Below are 17902 nucleotides of genomic sequence, written 5' to 3'. Positions count from 1 at the left end.
CGCTTTTTCTCCAAGCGGGCGCCGAGCCACGTGGCCGCTAACGTTCCCGCTGTTTAGGTCGCGGCTACCACCTTGTGCGGCCTGTCGACCCGGGACCGGTATGATCCTTTAGGCCATCGATCACCTTGAGCGCCACTTCGAGTTCATCTCGAAGATGCTTCGTAATCCGCAGTCCGCTCGCAAGCTCCTCGCGGCTGATTTCCGCGCCGTGGGCGACTTTTTGTTCCAGGTCGCGTATAGCGTGGTCGATCTTGTGCAGCGAGAACGTGCCAAGCATCATTTGGCTCCGTCCACGATTAAGGGTCGGTCATCCGGCCGCGCGGGTAGGACCCACAACGTAAAAATGCGTCCACTACATGGTTGAGTAAAGCGGGTGGCGTTGGGGGAAAATCTTTTCCCATCTCGCGTCTGAGCGCCTCGAATTCGGCTAAGGTCGAAAGAGGGCACTCCGCCACCGCGTCCATTTTTGAGCAGATAACTTCAACCCGGAATCGCCGAGCGGCCAGCTGCTCTTCAGTTCGCTGTGGCCCGTAGGTGTCTTCTGCCGGGGTATGGCTTGGCCTACGGGCGTAGTCCGTGAATGCTTGGATTGCCGCCCCCACATCGGTCCTAGGCACGGCGGTTACTCCTATGAGCGGAGCCAGCTCGAACAGTTGCGGGCCGAGCGCTTCAATATGACATGCACGCGGGGCGCGGCACCCCACCGGTACTGGTAGGTGCTCTCCAGTTCTTCTCCACCATACAATGGTAGCACCTTGGGGAATTTGAACCTCTCGGGCGTAAAGGTGGCCAGCCCCTGTCTTCGAGGACGGGCTGGCTACCATCGCTTGCGGCACCGTTTGGGCGACCCCGCACCCGGACTCGTCGCCCTAAGCCGGTTCCAGCATCTTGATCTCGCTGACATCAACTTCGCGTCGGCGTGCCACGCATCGGGGGCTGCCTGCAAACGAAGCTAGATGGCCGGGCCGTTGCCGACCGGCTTTCCAATCCGGGCGGCCACGTTCGGACTGACCGGCTTCTTCTCCGCGAGGATGTCGTGCAGATGCTGCCTGGAATCCCAGCGCTTCTGCAATCTCGGTCTTAGACTTCCTGATGTACTGTAGAATTTCATCAAGGACGGCGCCCGGATGAGACGGGCAGCGGTTAGGATCGCGCTTAGCCTTCTGCTCTGCCATTGATGCTCTCCAGCATGTCGGAGCCCTCATGGCTTATTCGGTATTCTGCGTTCAGTGGTACTGTTCAAAGTCAACCTTGAATGCATCGCCTCCTTCAAACTCGAATGTGATGCACCACGGGCCATTGATGTGAATCGTGTAGCGCACGGACTTTCCGGCCAGCTTGTGGAAATCGTTGCCTGTCAGCTTCAGTTCGGAACTGTTGACGGCTTCGTTGAGCGTATCGAGACGAACTCCTATAGCGCGACAATCAGGATGAGAGCGCGATGCGCTTGTGCATTCTCTTGTCGACGCAGCCGGTTCGCCGCTAGTGGCGCGGCCATACTGCCTAAGATCACAACTGATCGCCAAGCGCTGGCTACGACCAATCCTGGTAGTTGTGATAGGGGCGTTCGCCGAATATGCATCCCGGTTAGCTTCTTCCGCTGCTTGGGCTGACCATGGTGAAGTTAGCGGTGAGTGGTAGGGACAGCGCTTCCTCGGTTCACGTCAAAGCGCCGAGTCACGTGCAGCTATCTACTGTGGGTCCGAATGGGCGGTGACAATCAACACTCGAAATCTTCGGCAGATCACAGCCCTGCGGTCGCAAGCGCTTGAGGTGCTTGCAGCCAATCAGGCCCGGGCCGCCGATCAGTCTTTGAGCCCGGCAGATCGCCAAGTCGCGACGTTTGATGCCGAGGAGGCTCAGGCAGTGTTGGGCATACTCGATAGCGTGAAACTCAACCTGGGCCGAAGGAGGCAGGCAAGATCGCTGCACGCATACGCGCTCTTCTAGAGGGCGTCTCGTGGGCGCTGGCGTGTTTGGTGCCTGATCATGATTCGGTTCCCCGTCAAACCAAAACTCAGATACTACAGTGGCGTGAACCGAAAGTTGCAGCGCAAAAAAAGCGGGTTTATAACGCGGTTGCGCATCGCGCCGCCAATCACCTTAATACCCAGATCGCGAACAATGAGAGCGACACCCAGCAATATATGTTCGCTAACATCGCTTACGATATCGGCGCTTCGACGGATGACGTGCGATCTGCCCTTTCAAACGGCGGGTACAACGGCGTAACATTCATGGGCATTAGCGCAGAGGAGCGGACAGCACTGGCTCGATACAGACGAGAGGGGAGCTGAAGTGTCGCAGAAGTTTGCTAACCGGTGATTGTGATTAAATGCTTTTCAATCCGCTGGAATCGCTTCTCGCTTCTCTTCGAACATATGCCATCGCGCATAGACGCATGAACGATGGTCGCGGCTGTACGCCTGAGGTCATGGGGCGTAAAGGCTACCAGCTCATTGTCTTCCAACAAGCGCCGCACAGCCTGGCTCATACAGTGGCTCGCAAGCACCCCAACGCTTTCGAAGCGACTGGCAACGACGGGTCTGTTGCCTTGGTCCTCTCCCTTCTCTGGCTTGCCGATCTCCAAGGCCGCCTCGATCAACTTGACGGCAGTCGGGAAGAGCGGGACTGTGTGCTCCGCCTTCTTGTTCTTCGTCCGTACAGCGGGAATGATCCAGTGGGGCTTTTCCCCGTGTAGGCCGTGAAGCTCGGAACGCATCATGCTCGCGACTTCGCCCCGGCGCTGGGCTGTCAGCAATACGGACTTTCAGCGCCAAGCGCGTTCCATCCGTGATGCCCGCTTCCTCATCGTTGAGGATCGCAAAGAAGGCTTCAGTTCGTCGAGTGTTAGAACGCGGTCCTTCTCGACTTCCTTGCCACCAACTTTCTTCATGCCGTGCAGGAAATTCTCAGTCAAATCTCGCGGTCGTTCGCATACCCCGCAAATGGTGCGGATATCCGCTTAAGCAATCCCGATGAGCAAGTGCTACCAAATGAGATAGGTTCGACATGTTGCCGGTTGTGGTACTTTCCGAAGCTCTTGGTCGGATCTAGACCACGCAGCGAGCTGCGATCCTGTTTAGACGGAGAGACGTTGAATGACCGCGAGAGGTCCCGAATACGAGAAACGCGAACGGAAGACCCATCCAGAGCCCGAACGGGCCGCCCAGGCTTCAGCCTCTGAAGCGGGAGGCACCACGCACGATGTTGGAGAATCAGCGAGGGCTACATCAAGCCATTCATTTGCGTCTCCGGAATGGAAAAAATCCCTCGAAGAGACAACAGACCTGTTCGCTGCGGCGTTGAAGGACGGGTCAAAGCTGGCTGCTTCCTCTCTGCACGCTCAGGTCAATCTTCTGAAGAATCTTGCCAATTCCAAAACTCCCTCGGACGTGATGAAGTGCCATCTGGATTTCGCGGAGCAGTTCTGGTCGAAATCGTTCAGCAAAGGCTGAGAGATAAGATCATTTAGAGCGGGCCGTCATCTGCGGCTAGCTGAGCAATTCGCCAAGCGTGAAATAGGGTCGATGGCGCTCTATTACCTCCGAGGTGAACGCACCTTTGGCAAGCCTGACAATCACCCCAGTCCAGCTTCGCTACTTGCTCGACTACCCATGCGAATGCTCCTCCTCGTGAGGCTCAGTGATTCTGAGATGGAGATGGTCGAGCTCGTGATTGCGTAGTTTTCGAGCCTCAATCGCGCACAGCGTGTTGGAGAACGGGTGCGCGTCCGAAGGGAGACGATCGATTAAAAGGCCCGCTTGCCTGCTGTTCAATACGCCGGCGAAATTTCTGTGTGCTTAGCAGGTCGGATGAATGCCGCCATCGCGTACAGGCCGGGCGTGCAAGAGAATGCGCTGGGCCGTGATGGGCAGCACGTTGTCGGGGCAATTTGGCGGCGCGAGCGTGAGCCTGCAGTCCGAAGTTCGGCGGGACCAACTGGGACGGACAGTGCCCCCGTCGGCCATCAGTTTTCAGACCAAAGCGAACACCTTGACCCTGTAGCCCGCCACGAAGCGCCTGCAGAATCTCCGATTCTCGATTCGGCACGACCCTTGCTCGGTCCTGGGCAGCATCACCGAGTCTCCAGATGCGGTAATGTTAGGGGCGGGCTCGTCGCTTCTAGCGCCTGGTCCGCCCCGCCGGTTTGCTGTGAGGCGAGGTGAGTCAGGATGTTCAAGTGGTGGCGCTCATCTTCGCTCGCGCTCGTCGCCGCCGAGTTAGGAACGGAAAGTGCACCCGCAGCTCCGGAGTAGTAGGCGGCGATATCGAGCCGCAAGACCGTGGAACAAACATGCGCACCGGAACAGTAGTGTCGTACAGCGTTGAAAAGGGCTGGGAGTTCATTCGGCCTGACTATGGCGACGGCAAGGATTTGTTCGTGCACATATCGGACCTTCGCGGCTGCGCAGGGGCTGATCTGGTGTCCGGCACGCGCGTGACTTTCGGTATTCGTTTCAATAAACAGCGCTCGAAGTACAGAGCCGTCGAAGTCAGGCTGCGCGCTCCGGGGCACGGCGACCAGTGAATCCGATTGATGGCGACCACCATTTCTGATCGATGACGACCACCTGTTCCGGTCGATGGCGACCAGGGCAACAGGGCTGTGGACGGGCGTGATGAACGCCGTCCCAGTCGTGCAACATCCCGGATCGCCCCTAGGCTAGTCGATTCTGCTATACGAGGCTGATGGCAGCATCAGCTAAGTTCACCAAAACCGCACGACAGCTACGAGCGACCCGGATTGGGAACTTGTCGGATTCCGTCCCCGCAGAACCTAGGCCACCAAACCCGCGCCGAATGGCTCGAGGCCGAGACCTCAATGCTTTGATACTAACTTCTCCAGCCTCATTCCACCGTGACCGATTTTGCAAGATTACGCGGCTGATCCACGTCCGCCCCCCTTGCGACCGCGGTATGGTAAGCCAAGAGCTGGACCGGAATGGCATAGACCAGCGGCGTAAAGCTTGCGACCATTGCCGGCAGCACGATGGTCAGGAGCGTGTCTACCATCGCTTCAGACGCACCCTTCGCATCGGTGATCAGGATGATCTTGCCGCCCCGAGCGGCCACCTCTTGCATGTTAGAGACGGTCTTCTCGAAGACCTCGTCGTAAGGCGCGATCACCACCACAGGCACAGCCTCATCGATCAGTGCGATCGGGCCGTGCTTGAGCTCGCCGGCGGCGTAGCCCTCTGAGTGGATATAGGAAATTTCCTTCAACTTGAGCGCGCCCTCCAAGGCCAAGGGGGCCGATGTGCCACGACCGAGATAGAGTACTGTCCTCGCGCCGGCGATATAACGCGCGAGCTTCTCAATCTGGGGCTCGACCAACAGGGCCGCAGCAATCAATCGCGGCACCTCAATGAGCTCGCGCACGAGCTGCGATTCATCGATTTCAGACAGCTTACCCCGCTCCTTAGCTGCTCTGACGGCAAGCACCCCCAATACCATCAGCTGGCAGATAAATGCCTTGGTGGAAGCGACGCCGATTTCTGGCCCTGCCAGGGTAGGCAAAACGGATTCGCTCTCGCGCGCAATCGTCGACGTCGGTACATTAACCACAGATATCGTATGCAAGCCCTTGCCCTTGGCGTATCGCAAGGCAGCTAATGTGTCAGCGGTTTCGCCCGATTGCGAGATGACTATTGCGAGATCGCCTCGGCGCAAAGGCGCCTCCCTGTAGCGGAATTCAGAGGCTACATCGACGTCGCAAGGCAAACGCGCGAGCCTCTCGAACCAGTATTTGGCGATGTGCCCAGCGTAGCTAGCCGTGCCGCACGCAGTAATTGAAATGCGCTGAATGCAATTAAAGTCGAAGGGCAACGCGAGCGGCAGGGCGACGCGTTTGGCCGCAACATCGAGATAATGCGCCAATGTCTTGCCGGCCACTGTCGGCTGCTCGTGAATTTCTTTGGCCATGAAGTGGCGGTAATTCGCTTTGTCCACAAGGAGCGCTGATACGCCAGATTTTGATGTTTCCCGCTGGACGATAGAGCCGTCTGCACCATAAATCACGCACGTTGCGCGCGTAAGCACGGCCCAGTCGCCGTCTTCAAGGTAGGTGACGGTGTCGGTCAAAGGTGCGAGCGCAATTGCGTCCGAGCCTAGATACACTTCGCCGCGACCATGTCCGATCGCGAGCGGCGAGCCCTTGCAAGCACCGATCAAAAGATCGTCGTTCGCTTTGAAAAGGAATGCCAACGCGAAGGCACCACGCAGTCGCGGCAGTGACGCCTGTACCGCATCCTGCGGCGAGTAGCCATTCTTGAGATAGGAATCGACGAGATGCGCCACTACCTCGGTGTCCGTCTCCGAGTTAAAGCCGGCTCCATTCCGCTCCAACTCGGCTCGCAGCTCGCGGAAATTCTCAATGATCCCGTTATGAACGACCGCGACATTCTCCGTCGCATGCGGATGAGCATTGCTTTCGGTCGGCTTTCCATGAGTCGCCCAGCGGGTGTGACCGATGCCAGCATGCCCCGACGGCGGACAATAGCGCAGCTGCTCCTCAAGGTTCCTCAGCTTACCTTCGGCGCGGCGGCGCTCGATCCGGACTCCTTCGAGAGTTGCGAGGCCCGCGGAATCGTAGCCACGATATTCCAATCGCCTGAGCGACGCGACCAACTTATCAACGACCGGACCACGGCCCAAAATGCCAACAATTCCACACATATCAATCCATGCAGCCCAGCTTCAAGAAGTCTGACGTTCCTCCAACAGGAGCACCGTCGCAAACTTCGTTTGCCCAAAGGTAACAGGTTTAGGTTCGGGATTTTCAGCGGGCGCCTTTATCACCGCCGCATTCTCTGGCCTCATTTAGATCTCCCGGCCATCATCGCTTCGCCCAGCTAGATTCCGCTTTTGGCTGGCCGATCGAAGAAACACTGCGATGCCATCGCCATTGGCGTGACTGCCTGAAGCAGAATCAGATGCGCTAGTGCGCCTGCACGGCGCATCCAAGTCCGCCCAAACAGGCTCGCTCGACGGCCTCACTAACTGTCGCCGGCGCAACAAGCCGCTGCCAAGATGTATCAAATAGTCTCGCTCCATAGATTGAGGGCATTCGAACAGAACGGAAAGCCAATTATCCTACGGTGAAGCAGGTTATCTTGCTTGGCTCACTCTCACCGAGGAGCCATTTCAGGACGCAGTTTGTGTTCTCAGAAGAAGCGAGAAGCGATGCCAGCTTGCCGGGCACGGTCAATATGGCAACAACTGAGTCCTCGCGTCTCACTAATCATTCTCCCGGGCGAGTGACGCTTCGTCTGGGCTTCGCTCCATTTCAGACAGAAAGATGAGATCTGCCCACGTTCCGCATAGTCCCTGCTCATCTCTTTGCGCAGCTGCTCCCGACTTGCTGGAAACACACTTGCGATGAGGGTTTAAGAGACTTTTCATGATTGGACAGAGGCAACTTATGCCCGGTCAAGTTAGAGGACTGGCATCAAAGCTCCATTGTACGAACGTAAGATTTCGATATCGAAACGTTACAAAGTCTATACCAACGTTTGCCTTTCTTTCTCATTCTGTTTTGCATCAGGCCGTCCATTGCCTACCCGCAATTAGCAAAGCGGCGCTGATTATGAGCCGCGAAGGCTACGTCTTCTAGTCGGAAGTCTCACCACGTCACTCTTCCGCGCCATGAGGGACCAAACGGAAAACATACCTGCGCGCGTGGAAAGATAAGGACCCCAGAAATATCGCGAGGAGGCAAAGCGCCCCCGAGCGCGTCTAACAGGGCCTACCATCCATCCCGCCTGCTTGGGATCGTCGCCGTTGCGAGGGTTCGCTCGACTTTCATCTTTGAAGCTCATGCGCCGGCATCATTCAGTCCACCTAAATCAATGTATATGGTGTGTTTTCCTGAGTCCGGTGTATGACTTGGCTTGCCGAGCGTATCCTTTAATTGCGATGGAGCGCGCATCCGCATATCGATCTTTTCGAGAAGCGGCTTCGCAATGATTTCTCAGAGTGCAGCTCTTTCCGGTGCAACTAAGGAAGACCATGACGGTTCGCAACTCAAAGGGGCGTGTCGCTCTCATCACCGGCGTGACCGGTCAGGACGGCGCCTATCTCGCCGAATATTTGCTGTCGCTCGGCTATGTCGTGCACGGCATCAAGCGGCGCTCGTCCTCGTTCAACACCGCGCGCGTCGATCACCTCTATCAGGACCCGCATGTCGGCAACGTTCCGTTCCTGATGCACTATGGCGACATGACGGATTCGACCAATCTGATCCGCCTGGTGCAGCAGATCCGGCCGACCGAGATCTACAATCTCGCAGCTCAAAGCCACGTCGCCGTCAGCTTCGAGAGCCCGGAATACACCGCCAATGCCGACGCCATCGGCGTGCTGCGCCTGTTGGAAGCGATCCGCATCCTCGGCATGGAGAAGGAGACGCGGTTCTACCAGGCCTCGACCTCCGAGCTCTACGGCCTGGTGCAGGAGATCCCGCAGAAGGAGACGACGCCGTTCTATCCGCGCTCGCCCTACGGCGTTGCCAAGCTCTACGGCTACTGGATCACGGTGAACTACCGCGAAGCCTACGGCATGTTCGCGTCGAACGGCATCCTGTTCAACCATGAGAGCCCGATCCGCGGCGAGACCTTCGTGACCCGCAAGATCACCCGCGGCGTCGCGCGTATCGAGGTCGGGCTGGAACAGACGCTCTATCTCGGCAATCTCGAAGCCAAGCGCGACTGGGGCCATGCCAGGGACTATGTCGAGGGCATGCACAAGATCCTGCAGGCCGACAAACCCGACGACTTCGTGCTCGCCACCGGCGAGATGCGCTCGGTGCGCGAGATGGTCGAGCTGTCCTTTGCCCATGTCGGCCGTCGCATCGCCTGGCGCGGCAAGGGCGTCGAGGAGACCGGCGTCGACGAGACGAGCGGCAAGATTGTGGTGAAGATCGATCCGACCTATTTCCGTCCGACCGAGGTCGATCTTCTCGTCGGCGACGCCAGCAAGGCGCGCGAGGTGCTCGGCTGGACGCCGAAGCGCAGCTTTGCCCAGCTCGTCGAGGAGATGATGACGAGCGATCTGGCGGAGACAAAACGGGATGCGGCCAGTGGCAAACGCACCGTTTGAGCTGAGGGGCAAGAGCGTCTACGTCGCCGGCCATCGCGGCATGGTCGGAGCCGCGCTGGTGCGCCGGCTGGCACGGGAGGAGGTGCGGCTCGTCACGGTCGACCGGCGCGAGGTCGATCTCTGCAACCAGGCCGCCGTGTTCGACTGGTTCGCCAGGACGCGGCCGCAAGTGATCTTCCTCGCCGCGGCCAAGGTCGGCGGCATCGTCGCCAACAACACGCTGCGCGCCGAGTTCATCTACGACAACATCGCGATTGCGGCGAACGTGATCCAGGCCGCGCATCAGAACGGCGCCGAGAAGCTAATGTTTCTGGGCTCGTCCTGCATCTATCCGAAGCTGGCGCCGCAGCCGCTGCGCGAGGATTCCGTGCTCACCGGTCCGCTGGAGCCGACCAACGAGCCCTATGCGATCGCCAAGATCGCCGGCATCAAGATGGCGGAGGCCTATCGCAGCCAGTATGGCAGCGACTTCATCAGCGTGATGCCGACCAATCTGTACGGCCCCGGCGACAATTATCACCCCGAGCTGAGCCACGTCGTCGCCGCGCTGATCCGCCGCTTCCACGAGGCGAAGGTTTCGGGAGCGAAGCGCGTCATCGTGTGGGGCACCGGCACGCCCCGGCGCGAGTTCCTCTATGTCGACGACATGGCGGATGCCTGCGTGCACCTGATGAAGACCTATTCGTCGCCGGAACCGGTCAATATCGGCACCGGCGAGGACATCACCATCGCCGATTTAGCACTGATGGTCGCGGCCGCCGTCGGCTTTCGCGGTGAAATCAGCTTGGATACGTCGCGCCCGGACGGAACGCCGCGCAAGCTGCTGGATGTTAGTCGGCTGTCCAGACTCGGCTGGCGAGCCACCACCTCGCTCACGGAAGGCATTCAGCTGGCATACCGGGTGTTTTGCGCTGAGAGAGACGGACGGCTCCAGAGTGATCTGCTCGTTCTCGACAAGGCAGCCTGCATCACCGGCTAGATCATATCGAGCAATGTTCCGAAGGGGCTGAGCCTTGCGATGATCTGTCAGCCCTCCTTTTTGATCAAGAGAGCACCGATTCTCCTTTGGTCGAGCTTGGGCGTCAGGTCTCCGTGAATACCCGGCGCCGCTTAAACCTGGGGCGGCAGCAGCGGATCTCCGACTGTTAACCGCCGAAAAGATGCGCCCAGTTTGGCACCAAGCACGCGAAGTTCTCGATGTGTAAAGAACCGTGAAGTGGTCCTAAGCTCCTTCGCGCGTCACACTAGCAAACCTAGATGATTTGATGGTCATGCTTTGTTACCTCGGCATCAGCAGCGCTGGTGAAGTCGCGCTCGGCGAGGTTCGCGCGGACGACACCCCCATTACCACGGTGATCGGACGCGATCGCGACATAGACCGCCGGGAGCACGAATAGCGTGATCAGCGTGCCCGCAGACATGCCAGCGGCGAGAACGAGTCCGATCGAGAACCGGCTCGCGGCGCCAGCTCCGGTTGCCGTCAACAAGGGTATGAAGCCCGTGACCATTGCCGCCGTGGTCATCAAGATTGGGCGCAGTCGGACACGCGCCGCCATCTCTATAGCCGAGCGACGGTCAAATCTCTCCTTGAACTGCAGCTCATTGGCGAACTCAACCATTAGGATGCCGTGCTTTGAAATCAACCCGACCAGTGTCAACAGTCCAACCTGGGTGTAGATGTTCATGGTCGCCCAGCCGAGGAACGGCGGAATCAAGGCGCCGACCATTGCCATCGGCACGCTGATCATGATGATGAGCGGATCGCGCAGACTTTCGAACTGCGCCGAAAGCACTAAGAATATGATGATGAGGGCAAATGCGAAGGTAATCGCCAATTGATTACCCTCGTGCACGTACTGGCGGGCGTCGGCCAGGAAGTCGTAACTGAAGCCCGGGGGCAGTTTCTTCGCCTCGGCTTCTAGGAAATCCACGGCCTGTTCGATCGTGACGCCGGGCATCGGCACGGCCTGAAAGGTCGCGCAGTTGAGCTGGTTGTAGTGGGTGAGCGCATTCGGATCGGTCGCAGTCTCGGTGGAGACTACGGTAGACAGCGGAAGCATCGATCCCGTCGCAGTCTTCACATAATAGCTTCCGATTGATTGCGGCACTAGCCGTTCCTCTCGCGGCACCTGCGGGATCACCTCGTAGGAGCGGCCCTGCAGATTGAAGCGGTTGACGTAATTTCCCCCAAGTAAGGTGGCGAGCGCGTTACCGACGATCTGCATGGTGATGCCAAGCTCGTTAGCCTTCGATCGATCAACCTTGATTCGTACCACCGGCTGGTTGAACTCGAGGTCGGAGTCGCTCACCATGAAGAGGCCGCTCTTCTGCGCGGCATCCTTCAACTTTGACATCTGCTCGTGGATGGATTGAAAGCCAAGAGTCGAATTGATCACCATCTGGACTGGTAGGCCACCAGAACCGCCCGGCAGCGGAGGCAAGCTAAAGGCAAACGCGTTGATGCCTTCGATTTTGGATAGCTCGGCCTGAACAAGCGACTTTAGTACAATCGATGATCGCTTGCGTTCGTCCCAAGGCTTGAGCAACATGCCGGCCATGCCACTCTGCTGGCCGCCAATGCCATTGAACACGAAGCTCAAGTCAGTCTCTGGAACTTTTTTCAACGCGCTTTCAAGCTTGGTGCCATAATAGTCGAGGTAGTCGATATTGGCGTATTTCGGCGCCTTAGTTAGCGCGAATATGATACCTTGATCCTCCTCCGGCGCTAGTTCCTTGGAAATATGCATATAGAGAAAGCCGACAAGTCCCAACATGGTCAGCGCAAATAGGCCGGTAATTGGGCGATAGTCGAGCGAACGGTCGAGCTTGCGGCCGTACCATCGTGTTACGGCACTGAACCCGCGGTTCACAAGCCTTGCAAATCGTCCCCCCTTGGCGCGCCTCAGGAAGAGAGAGCACATCATGGGCGACAGCGTCAAAGCGACCACACCGGACACGATCACCGCTCCTGCCAGCGTGAACGCGAATTCGCGGAACAGGCCACCGGTGAGGCCGCCAAGGAATCCGATCGGGGCATATACCGCAGCCAAGGTAATCGTCATGGAGATAACCGGACCGACGATCTCGCGCGCGCCCCTTGTAGCAGCCTGTAGCGGAGCCGCTCCTTCTTCTAAATGGCGATGAATATTCTCCACCACCACGATTGCGTCGTCGACCACGAGGCCGATCGCGAGAACCATCGCAAGGAGCGTCAGGAGGTTGAATGAGAACCCCAGCGCCAGCATCATGCTGCAGACACCAACGAGAGACAACGGAATAGTAACCACAGGAATGATGACGGACCGCAGCGAGGCCAGGAAAAGAAAGATCACGACGACCACAACCACGACGGCCTCAATGAGCGTCTTCTTCACTTCGTCGATCGATGATTGAATAAACTTGGATGAGTCGTAGGCCACTTTCATCTTCAGCGGCGGCGGCAGGTTACGCTCCATTTCAGGAAACAGCGCCCGAACGCCTCGCACTATGTTTAGCGGATTGCCTTCCGGGCTCGCTTGCACGCCGACAAAGACCGCGTGGTCGCCGTTCATCGTGACGGTAGTGTCCGTCATCTGCGCGGCAAGTTCGACTACCGCAATGTCTTCCATGCGCACAAAGCCACCGTCATTCGCCTTGACAATCATACGCTTGAAATCGTCAACACTCCGCAAATCCGTATTTGCTGTGACATCGGAGATAGTGAAATAGCCCTTGGTCTGGCCTGCCGCAGCCTGGAAGTTGTTAGCTGCGATTGCAGCCGAAACTTCAGCCGGCGATATGCCATGCCCAGCCATTTTCGCAGGGTCTAGCCATAGCCGCATCGCAAAACTCTGGCCGCCTAGGATGTCAGCCGCTGAAACGCCGTCGACGGTTGAGATAACCGGTTGCACGACGCGCGCGAGGTAGTCGGTGATCGCACTGGCCGCTAGCTCATCGCTGGAGAAAGCGATATACATGACAGCATTCGTCTGACCGCTCGACTTCGTGACGACTGGATCGTTTGATTCCTTCGGGATCAGGTATTTGACTGAGTTGACCTTGGAGAGCACCTCCGTGAGCGCTTCGTTTGGATTGAAGTTCAGCTTGATGTAAACTAGAATAGTCGAGACACCAAGCATAGACGAGGAACTGATGTAGTCGACGCCTTCGGCGGACGCGACTGCTTGCTCCAGGGGAGTGGTGATGAACCCCTGGATCATGTCGGCCGAGGCGCCAGGATAGGCAGTCGTGATATTGATGACCGTATTGGTTAGCTTCGGATATTGCCGGATCGGCAGTAGGACCGCGGCGCGCAAGCCGATCAGCAAGATCAGGAAACTCACGACGATTGACAATACCGGACGTTTGATGAAAAGCGCGGTAAATGTCATGTCAACTCGTATTCGGGATTGGGATGTAAATCTGCCACCAACTTTAAGGCAATGGTCAGCAATGCGGCGACTGTGCTAGAGCCCCCGCTGTAGAGCTCGTGCCCTTTTTGCGTTTATCGGCGAAAGGCCCGACAAGAATAGTTGATTAGAACGCAACGACTTCTAGCCGGGCATTAGTTCAGGCTTCGCACTTCGACATCGGAATTACAAACGACCTGACCGGTACTCAACTCTACAAAGGTAAGTGAGTGATATAGCATCGGCTGCAAAGCACTATACCAAGGTTTATCGAGTTCGCCGCTGATCACCGTCGCAAGACTTGCGGAGTTGCTAAACACAAATTTTTAGCCCCGCATATTCAGTGCGCGCCCGCTATCGCTTCGCTAACTCGCCGAACAAAGCCGTCTCGGGGCTTGCCCTCTGCTGCCAGTTCGATATGCCTCTCGGAACAGTGCTTTGAGCGTTTCTGTCAGCTCAATAAGCTGCGCTCTGGCTTGTCCACGCCTTGCGCTACCGAGTTGGCAACGCCAATACCACTTTGTCGATCCGACGCGTTGAGCCAACGTAGGCGGCCGTACATAGCGCCGCGGGGAGTCGCAGTGGACTATCGGCGGTTTTGGGCGTGTCACCGTCGATAAGTCAAGATACTGCAATGTGTCAACCGCCTCCAAATGCCTTGGCAGCCGCAATCAGCTTTTGTACGTTGCACTCTCCAGACCGAAAATCATCGAGCGCCGCGGGCAGCCCCTGGTTGATTGCAAGGGCCTGCTGCGCGCTTCCTAGCTGAGATAGCGATTGCGACTACTCATGGCGGGCCCATCCTTTTCACGAACCGTCGGTACGGTGACGATCTCGATCGGGACATTGAGATCAACCACCATGCGACGCACGACTACGCATTGCTGAACATCCTTCTGGCCAAAAAAGCGACGTGGGGCTGCACCATGTTGAACAACTTGCAGACGACAGTCGCCACACCGCGAAAATGTCCGGGCCTGAAAGCGCCGCATAGAGGTTTCGCGAGGTCGCCAGGTCCAACAAAGGTTTCGAAATTGCTCGGATAGACTTCCTGTGCATCGGGCGCGAAGAGGATCGCAACACCAGATCCCGGCACAGTTCTTCATCGCGCAAGAAGTCGCGCAGATAGGTGCTGAGATCTTCATTTGCTCCGAACTGAGTGGGGTTAACGAAGATGCTGACGACGGTCACATCGCATTTTGCTTGGCTCGCTGCGATCAGCGCCAGGTGGCCATCGTGGAGATAGCCCACCGTCGGCACAATCCGGCCCTTTGATTGGCACTGCGGGATTTTGCGAGAGTGCGGCGAAGTTCAGCGACGCTCGTGATAATTTGAGGTGGATGGCGCCCAGTTGGCAATTGCCTCCCCAACGCCTTCGGGAAGCCGATAGGACTCTTGCGGGCCGGGGAACGCGCCACGGCGGACATCCGCTGCCCCGCGCGAAAGCGCATCATGGAACTGCTGAAAGCCTTCCGTATAGGCGGGAACGAATTTGGGGCGATGACCTTCGGTTTGGCCCAGCACGTCATGAAACAGAGCACCTGCTCTGAACAGTCTGGGCCCGAGCCGATTCCGATCGTCGGTATTGTCAAGGAATCGCTTACTCGAGCAGTAAGCTCAGCCGGAGTGCCCTCCAATACCAAAGCGAAACAGCTGGCCTCCTGCAGACGATGAGCATCATCGAGCAAACGCAGCGCTTCATCCACTTTGCGGCCCTGCACTTTGAAGCCGCCCATGACATTAACGCTCTGCGGAACAAGACCGAGATGACCCATCACGGGAATCTCGCAATCGACAATGGCACGCACCATCTCGATTCTTTTGCCACCGCCCTCGAGTCTCGCCGCAGCTGCTCCTCGCTGCAGAAATCCGCCAGCATTTCGTATGGTCTCCTCAACGCTGACGTGGAAGCTAAGAAAGGACATATCGGCGACGAGCAAGGCACGCGGTTTGCTGCGTACGGCGGCTTCGAGGTGATGGTTCATCATCGCAACACTTACTGGAGGCGTGTTTTCGAATCCAAGGCAGACGTTACCCCCGCTGTCACCGACGAGACTGATATCGATGGAAGGATCCGGGATAGGCGCCGCAACCGCGTCGTAGGCAGTCGTCATGACTAGACGCCGGCCGTCCTGCTTCCACCGCTGCAGGAGGGGAATTGTGATGCGGTCGACCGGTTGCTCCGAAACGCGACTCATTTGAACTCAGTTCGATTTTTAGCTGCGAACTGACAAAGCTTTGAACTTCAACCAACTCGCCGCCTATTGCAAAGTTATAGCGATCCCCAGCGCTCGAGTTGATCGAGTATCCCACGCGATCAGCAGTCTGGTTGCTACAATTCTTCAGCGTCAATCCGCTCTTCGTCGCTGTCCAAGAAGGACAAAGGGCAAAAAGTGAGTTGCGTATGGGCTTGGTGGATCCGCGCACCAGCGCCGTTGAGAACACACCATCGCGAGGCACGTGCGCGAGAATGACATAGGTCGAAGTCGCCCATAGGAGTTCTTGTTCCATATCTCCACAAGCCCATCGGTGGAATGGCCACTTCGAAATAAGGATGTGGATCGAGGGTGGCGGAACCGCGACAATGAAGATTGGCCTCCAGCACATCCTTCGCAGCGACTACTTTTCTCGCCAAGTGTTTTGCGCACCCGCGACTTCCCTGTGAGAGCGGAAGAAATCTGTCGACCCGCCAAGAAGAAAGGAAAGACCCTCTCGGAAATCACCCGCAGATGGTGAAAATTCCTTTTGGTTGCGTCATCAACGCCAGAAGGCTTCCTTCGCTTGCTGTAGGTCTTGCGGGCGTGTTCGGCTTCGGCCGATTCGCGGGCCGGCTGTCGCGTCGGACCGATCGGGTTTACTTCTACAGCGCACTTTTGATGCATCGATTTTTTCCAGTGTTAAATCCACCGAGGTGAGCATAAGGCGGCATGCAACAGATTGTATTTCTGAGCCGATTGATCGGTAAAGAGCTCCTATAGAGTTTTGTACCGATGTGCTTGAGACCGAGGCGTCCGTCTCGGCAGTCCTCCCCCGCAGGCTGCTCTGTCCTGTCCGGTCCATTAACCGCTGGCCTATATGGTCACCTTGCCGAGCTTTTTGATACCGACCCGGATCGGGTCCGCCGGAATGCTCACGTTCATAGCGTCGCTCCGGCTCAGCCGGGCCCAGGTTGCGCAATCGGTTTAATCCCAGCCGGCGCCGGATAGGGCTGAAGGTCGCCGGCGACACTACCGGCCTCGATTGAGATCTGTTTGACCTGTGGCGCTGTCGTCCCAACGTTCCGGCTTCTGCGCATGGGAAGGCAGGATTTGGCTTGGATAAAAGAGGTCTTGTGGAGCGATCACGGTCCATCCACTCCTTCCTCGCCGAACGCTTAAACTTGGCGACCGTCCTCGCCGAAAACGGCGAGTTGCAGCGCACTGCAGCCTTCGTTAGGCCAGCCTCGATCAAGATTGGCGCCATGGCCTTTCGGCGTCAATGGCGCATTCTTGGGGGCGTTCATCCGATCCTTAAGGGGTAGGCTAAAGCTTCGGCAGGTTGCTTCCTCGTTCAGGACCGGATGGACAACCTACTGAAAGCTCACACCTCATGGTCTCACAGACATCCTACCCGAACTGGTTGCCCCCCCCATGCGGCCCCTCTAGAGGCGCGCGTATGCGCGCAGCGATCTGTCGCGCTTTTCGGCCGCAGGTTGGGTTCCACGCAATCGAGTATGGCCAGCATCGCCAGAACTTCGTCGACGTTAAATGTGGCCGCCCTGCGATCTGATAGTCCCAGAGACCGATGGGGGGCGCGGACCCGATTGGCTGCAAGCACCGCAAGCGCTTGCGGCCGCAAGGACGTAATATGCCGCTCGAATATATGCATTCGTTGGCCTGTAGCTGCCCTGTGGGCATGATGTCGCGAGCGCTGGTGGCCAACCCGGTCGCAAAGACTGGGGCTGGCCACCTTTGCTCCCAAGAGGCTCCAATTCTAAAGGGCTACAAAGTTGTATCTTCGAGAAGTACCAAGGGGCACCTACCAAAATCGGTGGCTCCCCTCCTCGTCGGCGACTCTCTAAGCTAGTTTTTGCCTTGAATTGGAGACACCAGCACGACCAGACACATGCACGTTGCATGAACAAGAAAACATGCCAATCGCACATGAGCGACGCAAGTATGTGGGCAGAGTCAATCGAGGCGGAGCACGATAGAAAGCCGCTGGAAAGTTATCCGAGACCCTCGTAGACCGCGATGAGGAGTACCTCGTTGAAAAATGGGCGACGCTGCCGGCGTCGCTCGTCGGCACGCCTGGCGGAGAGAATGGCACGAAGATAAGGGTGGAGGGGATTCAGCCACGCAGTCTTCTTCCCTTCCAAAGTATTGCTGATGATTGATCGGAAGCAGTGCGGGCGCGACCCGGTGCCGTTTGGTTGCGCT

The 17902-nt window shown here is 57.6% G+C and carries 10 protein-coding genes and 3 pseudogenes; 5 read left to right on the top strand and 8 right to left on the bottom strand.

Annotated features, from left to right (window positions below):
* Positions 1–64: 64 nt before the first annotated feature.
* From BJA_RS08295 to BJA_RS42825, 3 genes and pseudogenes are all read right to left on the bottom strand, one after another.
* Positions 65–277 carry a hypothetical protein gene (locus tag BJA_RS08295; RefSeq protein ID WP_014498047.1) on the bottom strand — a complete coding sequence of 71 codons (213 nt, stop codon included), beginning with the start codon at positions 275–277 and terminating at the stop codon, positions 65–67.
* Between the two features lie 592 nt (positions 278–869).
* Positions 870–1175, bottom strand: a pseudogene (locus BJA_RS08290) (HigA family addiction module antitoxin).
* Between the two features lie 51 nt (positions 1176–1226).
* On the bottom strand, positions 1227–1526 hold the full coding sequence (locus BJA_RS42825) for a type II toxin-antitoxin system RelE/ParE family toxin (RefSeq protein WP_014498049.1): 300 nt from the start codon (positions 1524–1526) through the stop codon (positions 1227–1229).
* Positions 1527–1979: 453 nt separating this feature from the next.
* On the opposite strand from BJA_RS42825, the gene BJA_RS08280 reads away from it, so the two are divergent.
* Positions 1980–2297, top strand: a complete 318-nt coding sequence (locus BJA_RS08280) for a hypothetical protein (protein WP_011084451.1) — start codon at positions 1980–1982, stop codon at positions 2295–2297.
* Between the two features lie 17 nt (positions 2298–2314).
* Here the strand turns inward: BJA_RS08280 and BJA_RS08275 are convergent, their stop codons facing one another.
* Positions 2315–2761, bottom strand: coding sequence for a tyrosine-type recombinase/integrase (locus BJA_RS08275; protein ID WP_018647864.1), 447 nt, complete (start codon positions 2759–2761; stop codon positions 2315–2317).
* Positions 2762–3101: 340 nt separating this feature from the next.
* Here BJA_RS08275 and BJA_RS08270 point away from each other — a divergent pair, with 340 nt between their 5' ends.
* Positions 3102–3458 (top strand): hypothetical protein, encoded by a 357-nt coding sequence (locus BJA_RS08270; RefSeq protein ID WP_011084449.1) that lies wholly within the window; start codon positions 3102–3104, stop codon positions 3456–3458.
* 839 nt (positions 3459–4297) lie between these two features.
* The gene (locus BJA_RS08265) at positions 4298–4531 is read left to right on the top strand and encodes a cold-shock protein (protein WP_038967990.1); all 234 of its coding nucleotides are present in this window, start codon (positions 4298–4300) and stop codon (positions 4529–4531) included.
* Between the two features lie 320 nt (positions 4532–4851).
* Here the strand turns inward: BJA_RS08265 and glmS are convergent, their stop codons facing one another.
* On the bottom strand, positions 4852–6678 hold the full coding sequence (glmS, locus tag BJA_RS08260) for a glutamine--fructose-6-phosphate transaminase (isomerizing) (protein WP_011084447.1): 1827 nt from the start codon (positions 6676–6678) through the stop codon (positions 4852–4854).
* A gap of 1332 nt (positions 6679–8010) precedes the next feature.
* Between glmS and gmd the strand changes: the two genes are divergently transcribed.
* Together gmd and fcl are read left to right on the top strand one after the other, a co-directional pair.
* The gene (gene gmd / locus BJA_RS08255; RefSeq protein ID WP_014498053.1) at positions 8011–9096 is read left to right on the top strand and encodes a GDP-mannose 4,6-dehydratase; all 1086 of its coding nucleotides are present in this window, start codon (positions 8011–8013) and stop codon (positions 9094–9096) included.
* Positions 9068–10075, top strand: a complete 1008-nt coding sequence (fcl, locus tag BJA_RS08250) for a GDP-L-fucose synthase (RefSeq protein WP_011084445.1) — start codon at positions 9068–9070, stop codon at positions 10073–10075. The genes gmd and fcl overlap by 29 nt, the downstream gene beginning before the upstream one ends.
* A gap of 274 nt (positions 10076–10349) precedes the next feature.
* On the opposite strand, the gene BJA_RS08245 is transcribed toward fcl, so the two are convergent.
* From BJA_RS08245 to panB, 3 genes and pseudogenes are all read right to left on the bottom strand, one after another.
* Positions 10350–13466: an efflux RND transporter permease subunit gene (locus BJA_RS08245; protein WP_011084444.1), complete on the bottom strand. Its 3117-nt coding sequence runs from the start codon at positions 13464–13466 to the stop codon at positions 10350–10352.
* Between the two features lie 510 nt (positions 13467–13976).
* Positions 13977–14842 (bottom strand): annotated as a pseudogene (gene panC / locus BJA_RS43810) (pantoate--beta-alanine ligase).
* Positions 14796–15682, bottom strand: a pseudogene (panB, locus tag BJA_RS08235) (3-methyl-2-oxobutanoate hydroxymethyltransferase). Before panB ends, panC begins: the two co-directional pseudogenes overlap by 47 nt.
* Positions 15683–17902 lie beyond the last annotated feature (2220 nt).

The sequence above is a fragment of the Bradyrhizobium diazoefficiens USDA 110 genome (genome assembly GCF_000011365.1).
GTDB lineage: Bacteria > Pseudomonadota > Alphaproteobacteria > Rhizobiales > Xanthobacteraceae > Bradyrhizobium > Bradyrhizobium diazoefficiens.
This window is presented reverse-complemented; position numbering and strand designations above follow the sequence as displayed.

Coding starts and splice junctions, on each gene's coding strand:
- glmS (WP_011084447.1), bottom strand. CDS start 6,678: ATGTGTGGAATTGTTGGCATTTTGGGCCGTGGTCCGGTCGTTGATAAG.
- fcl (WP_011084445.1), top strand. CDS start 9,068: ATGCGGCCAGTGGCAAACGCACCGTTTGAGCTGAGGGGCAAGAGCGTC.
- BJA_RS08295 (WP_014498047.1), bottom strand. CDS start 277: ATGCTTGGCACGTTCTCGCTGCACAAGATCGACCACGCTATACGCGAC.
- BJA_RS08270 (WP_011084449.1), top strand. CDS start 3,102: ATGACCGCGAGAGGTCCCGAATACGAGAAACGCGAACGGAAGACCCAT.
- BJA_RS08265 (WP_038967990.1), top strand. CDS start 4,298: ATGCGCACCGGAACAGTAGTGTCGTACAGCGTTGAAAAGGGCTGGGAG.
- BJA_RS08245 (WP_011084444.1), bottom strand. CDS start 13,466: ATGACATTTACCGCGCTTTTCATCAAACGTCCGGTATTGTCAATCGTC.
- gmd (WP_014498053.1), top strand. CDS start 8,011: ATGACGGTTCGCAACTCAAAGGGGCGTGTCGCTCTCATCACCGGCGTG.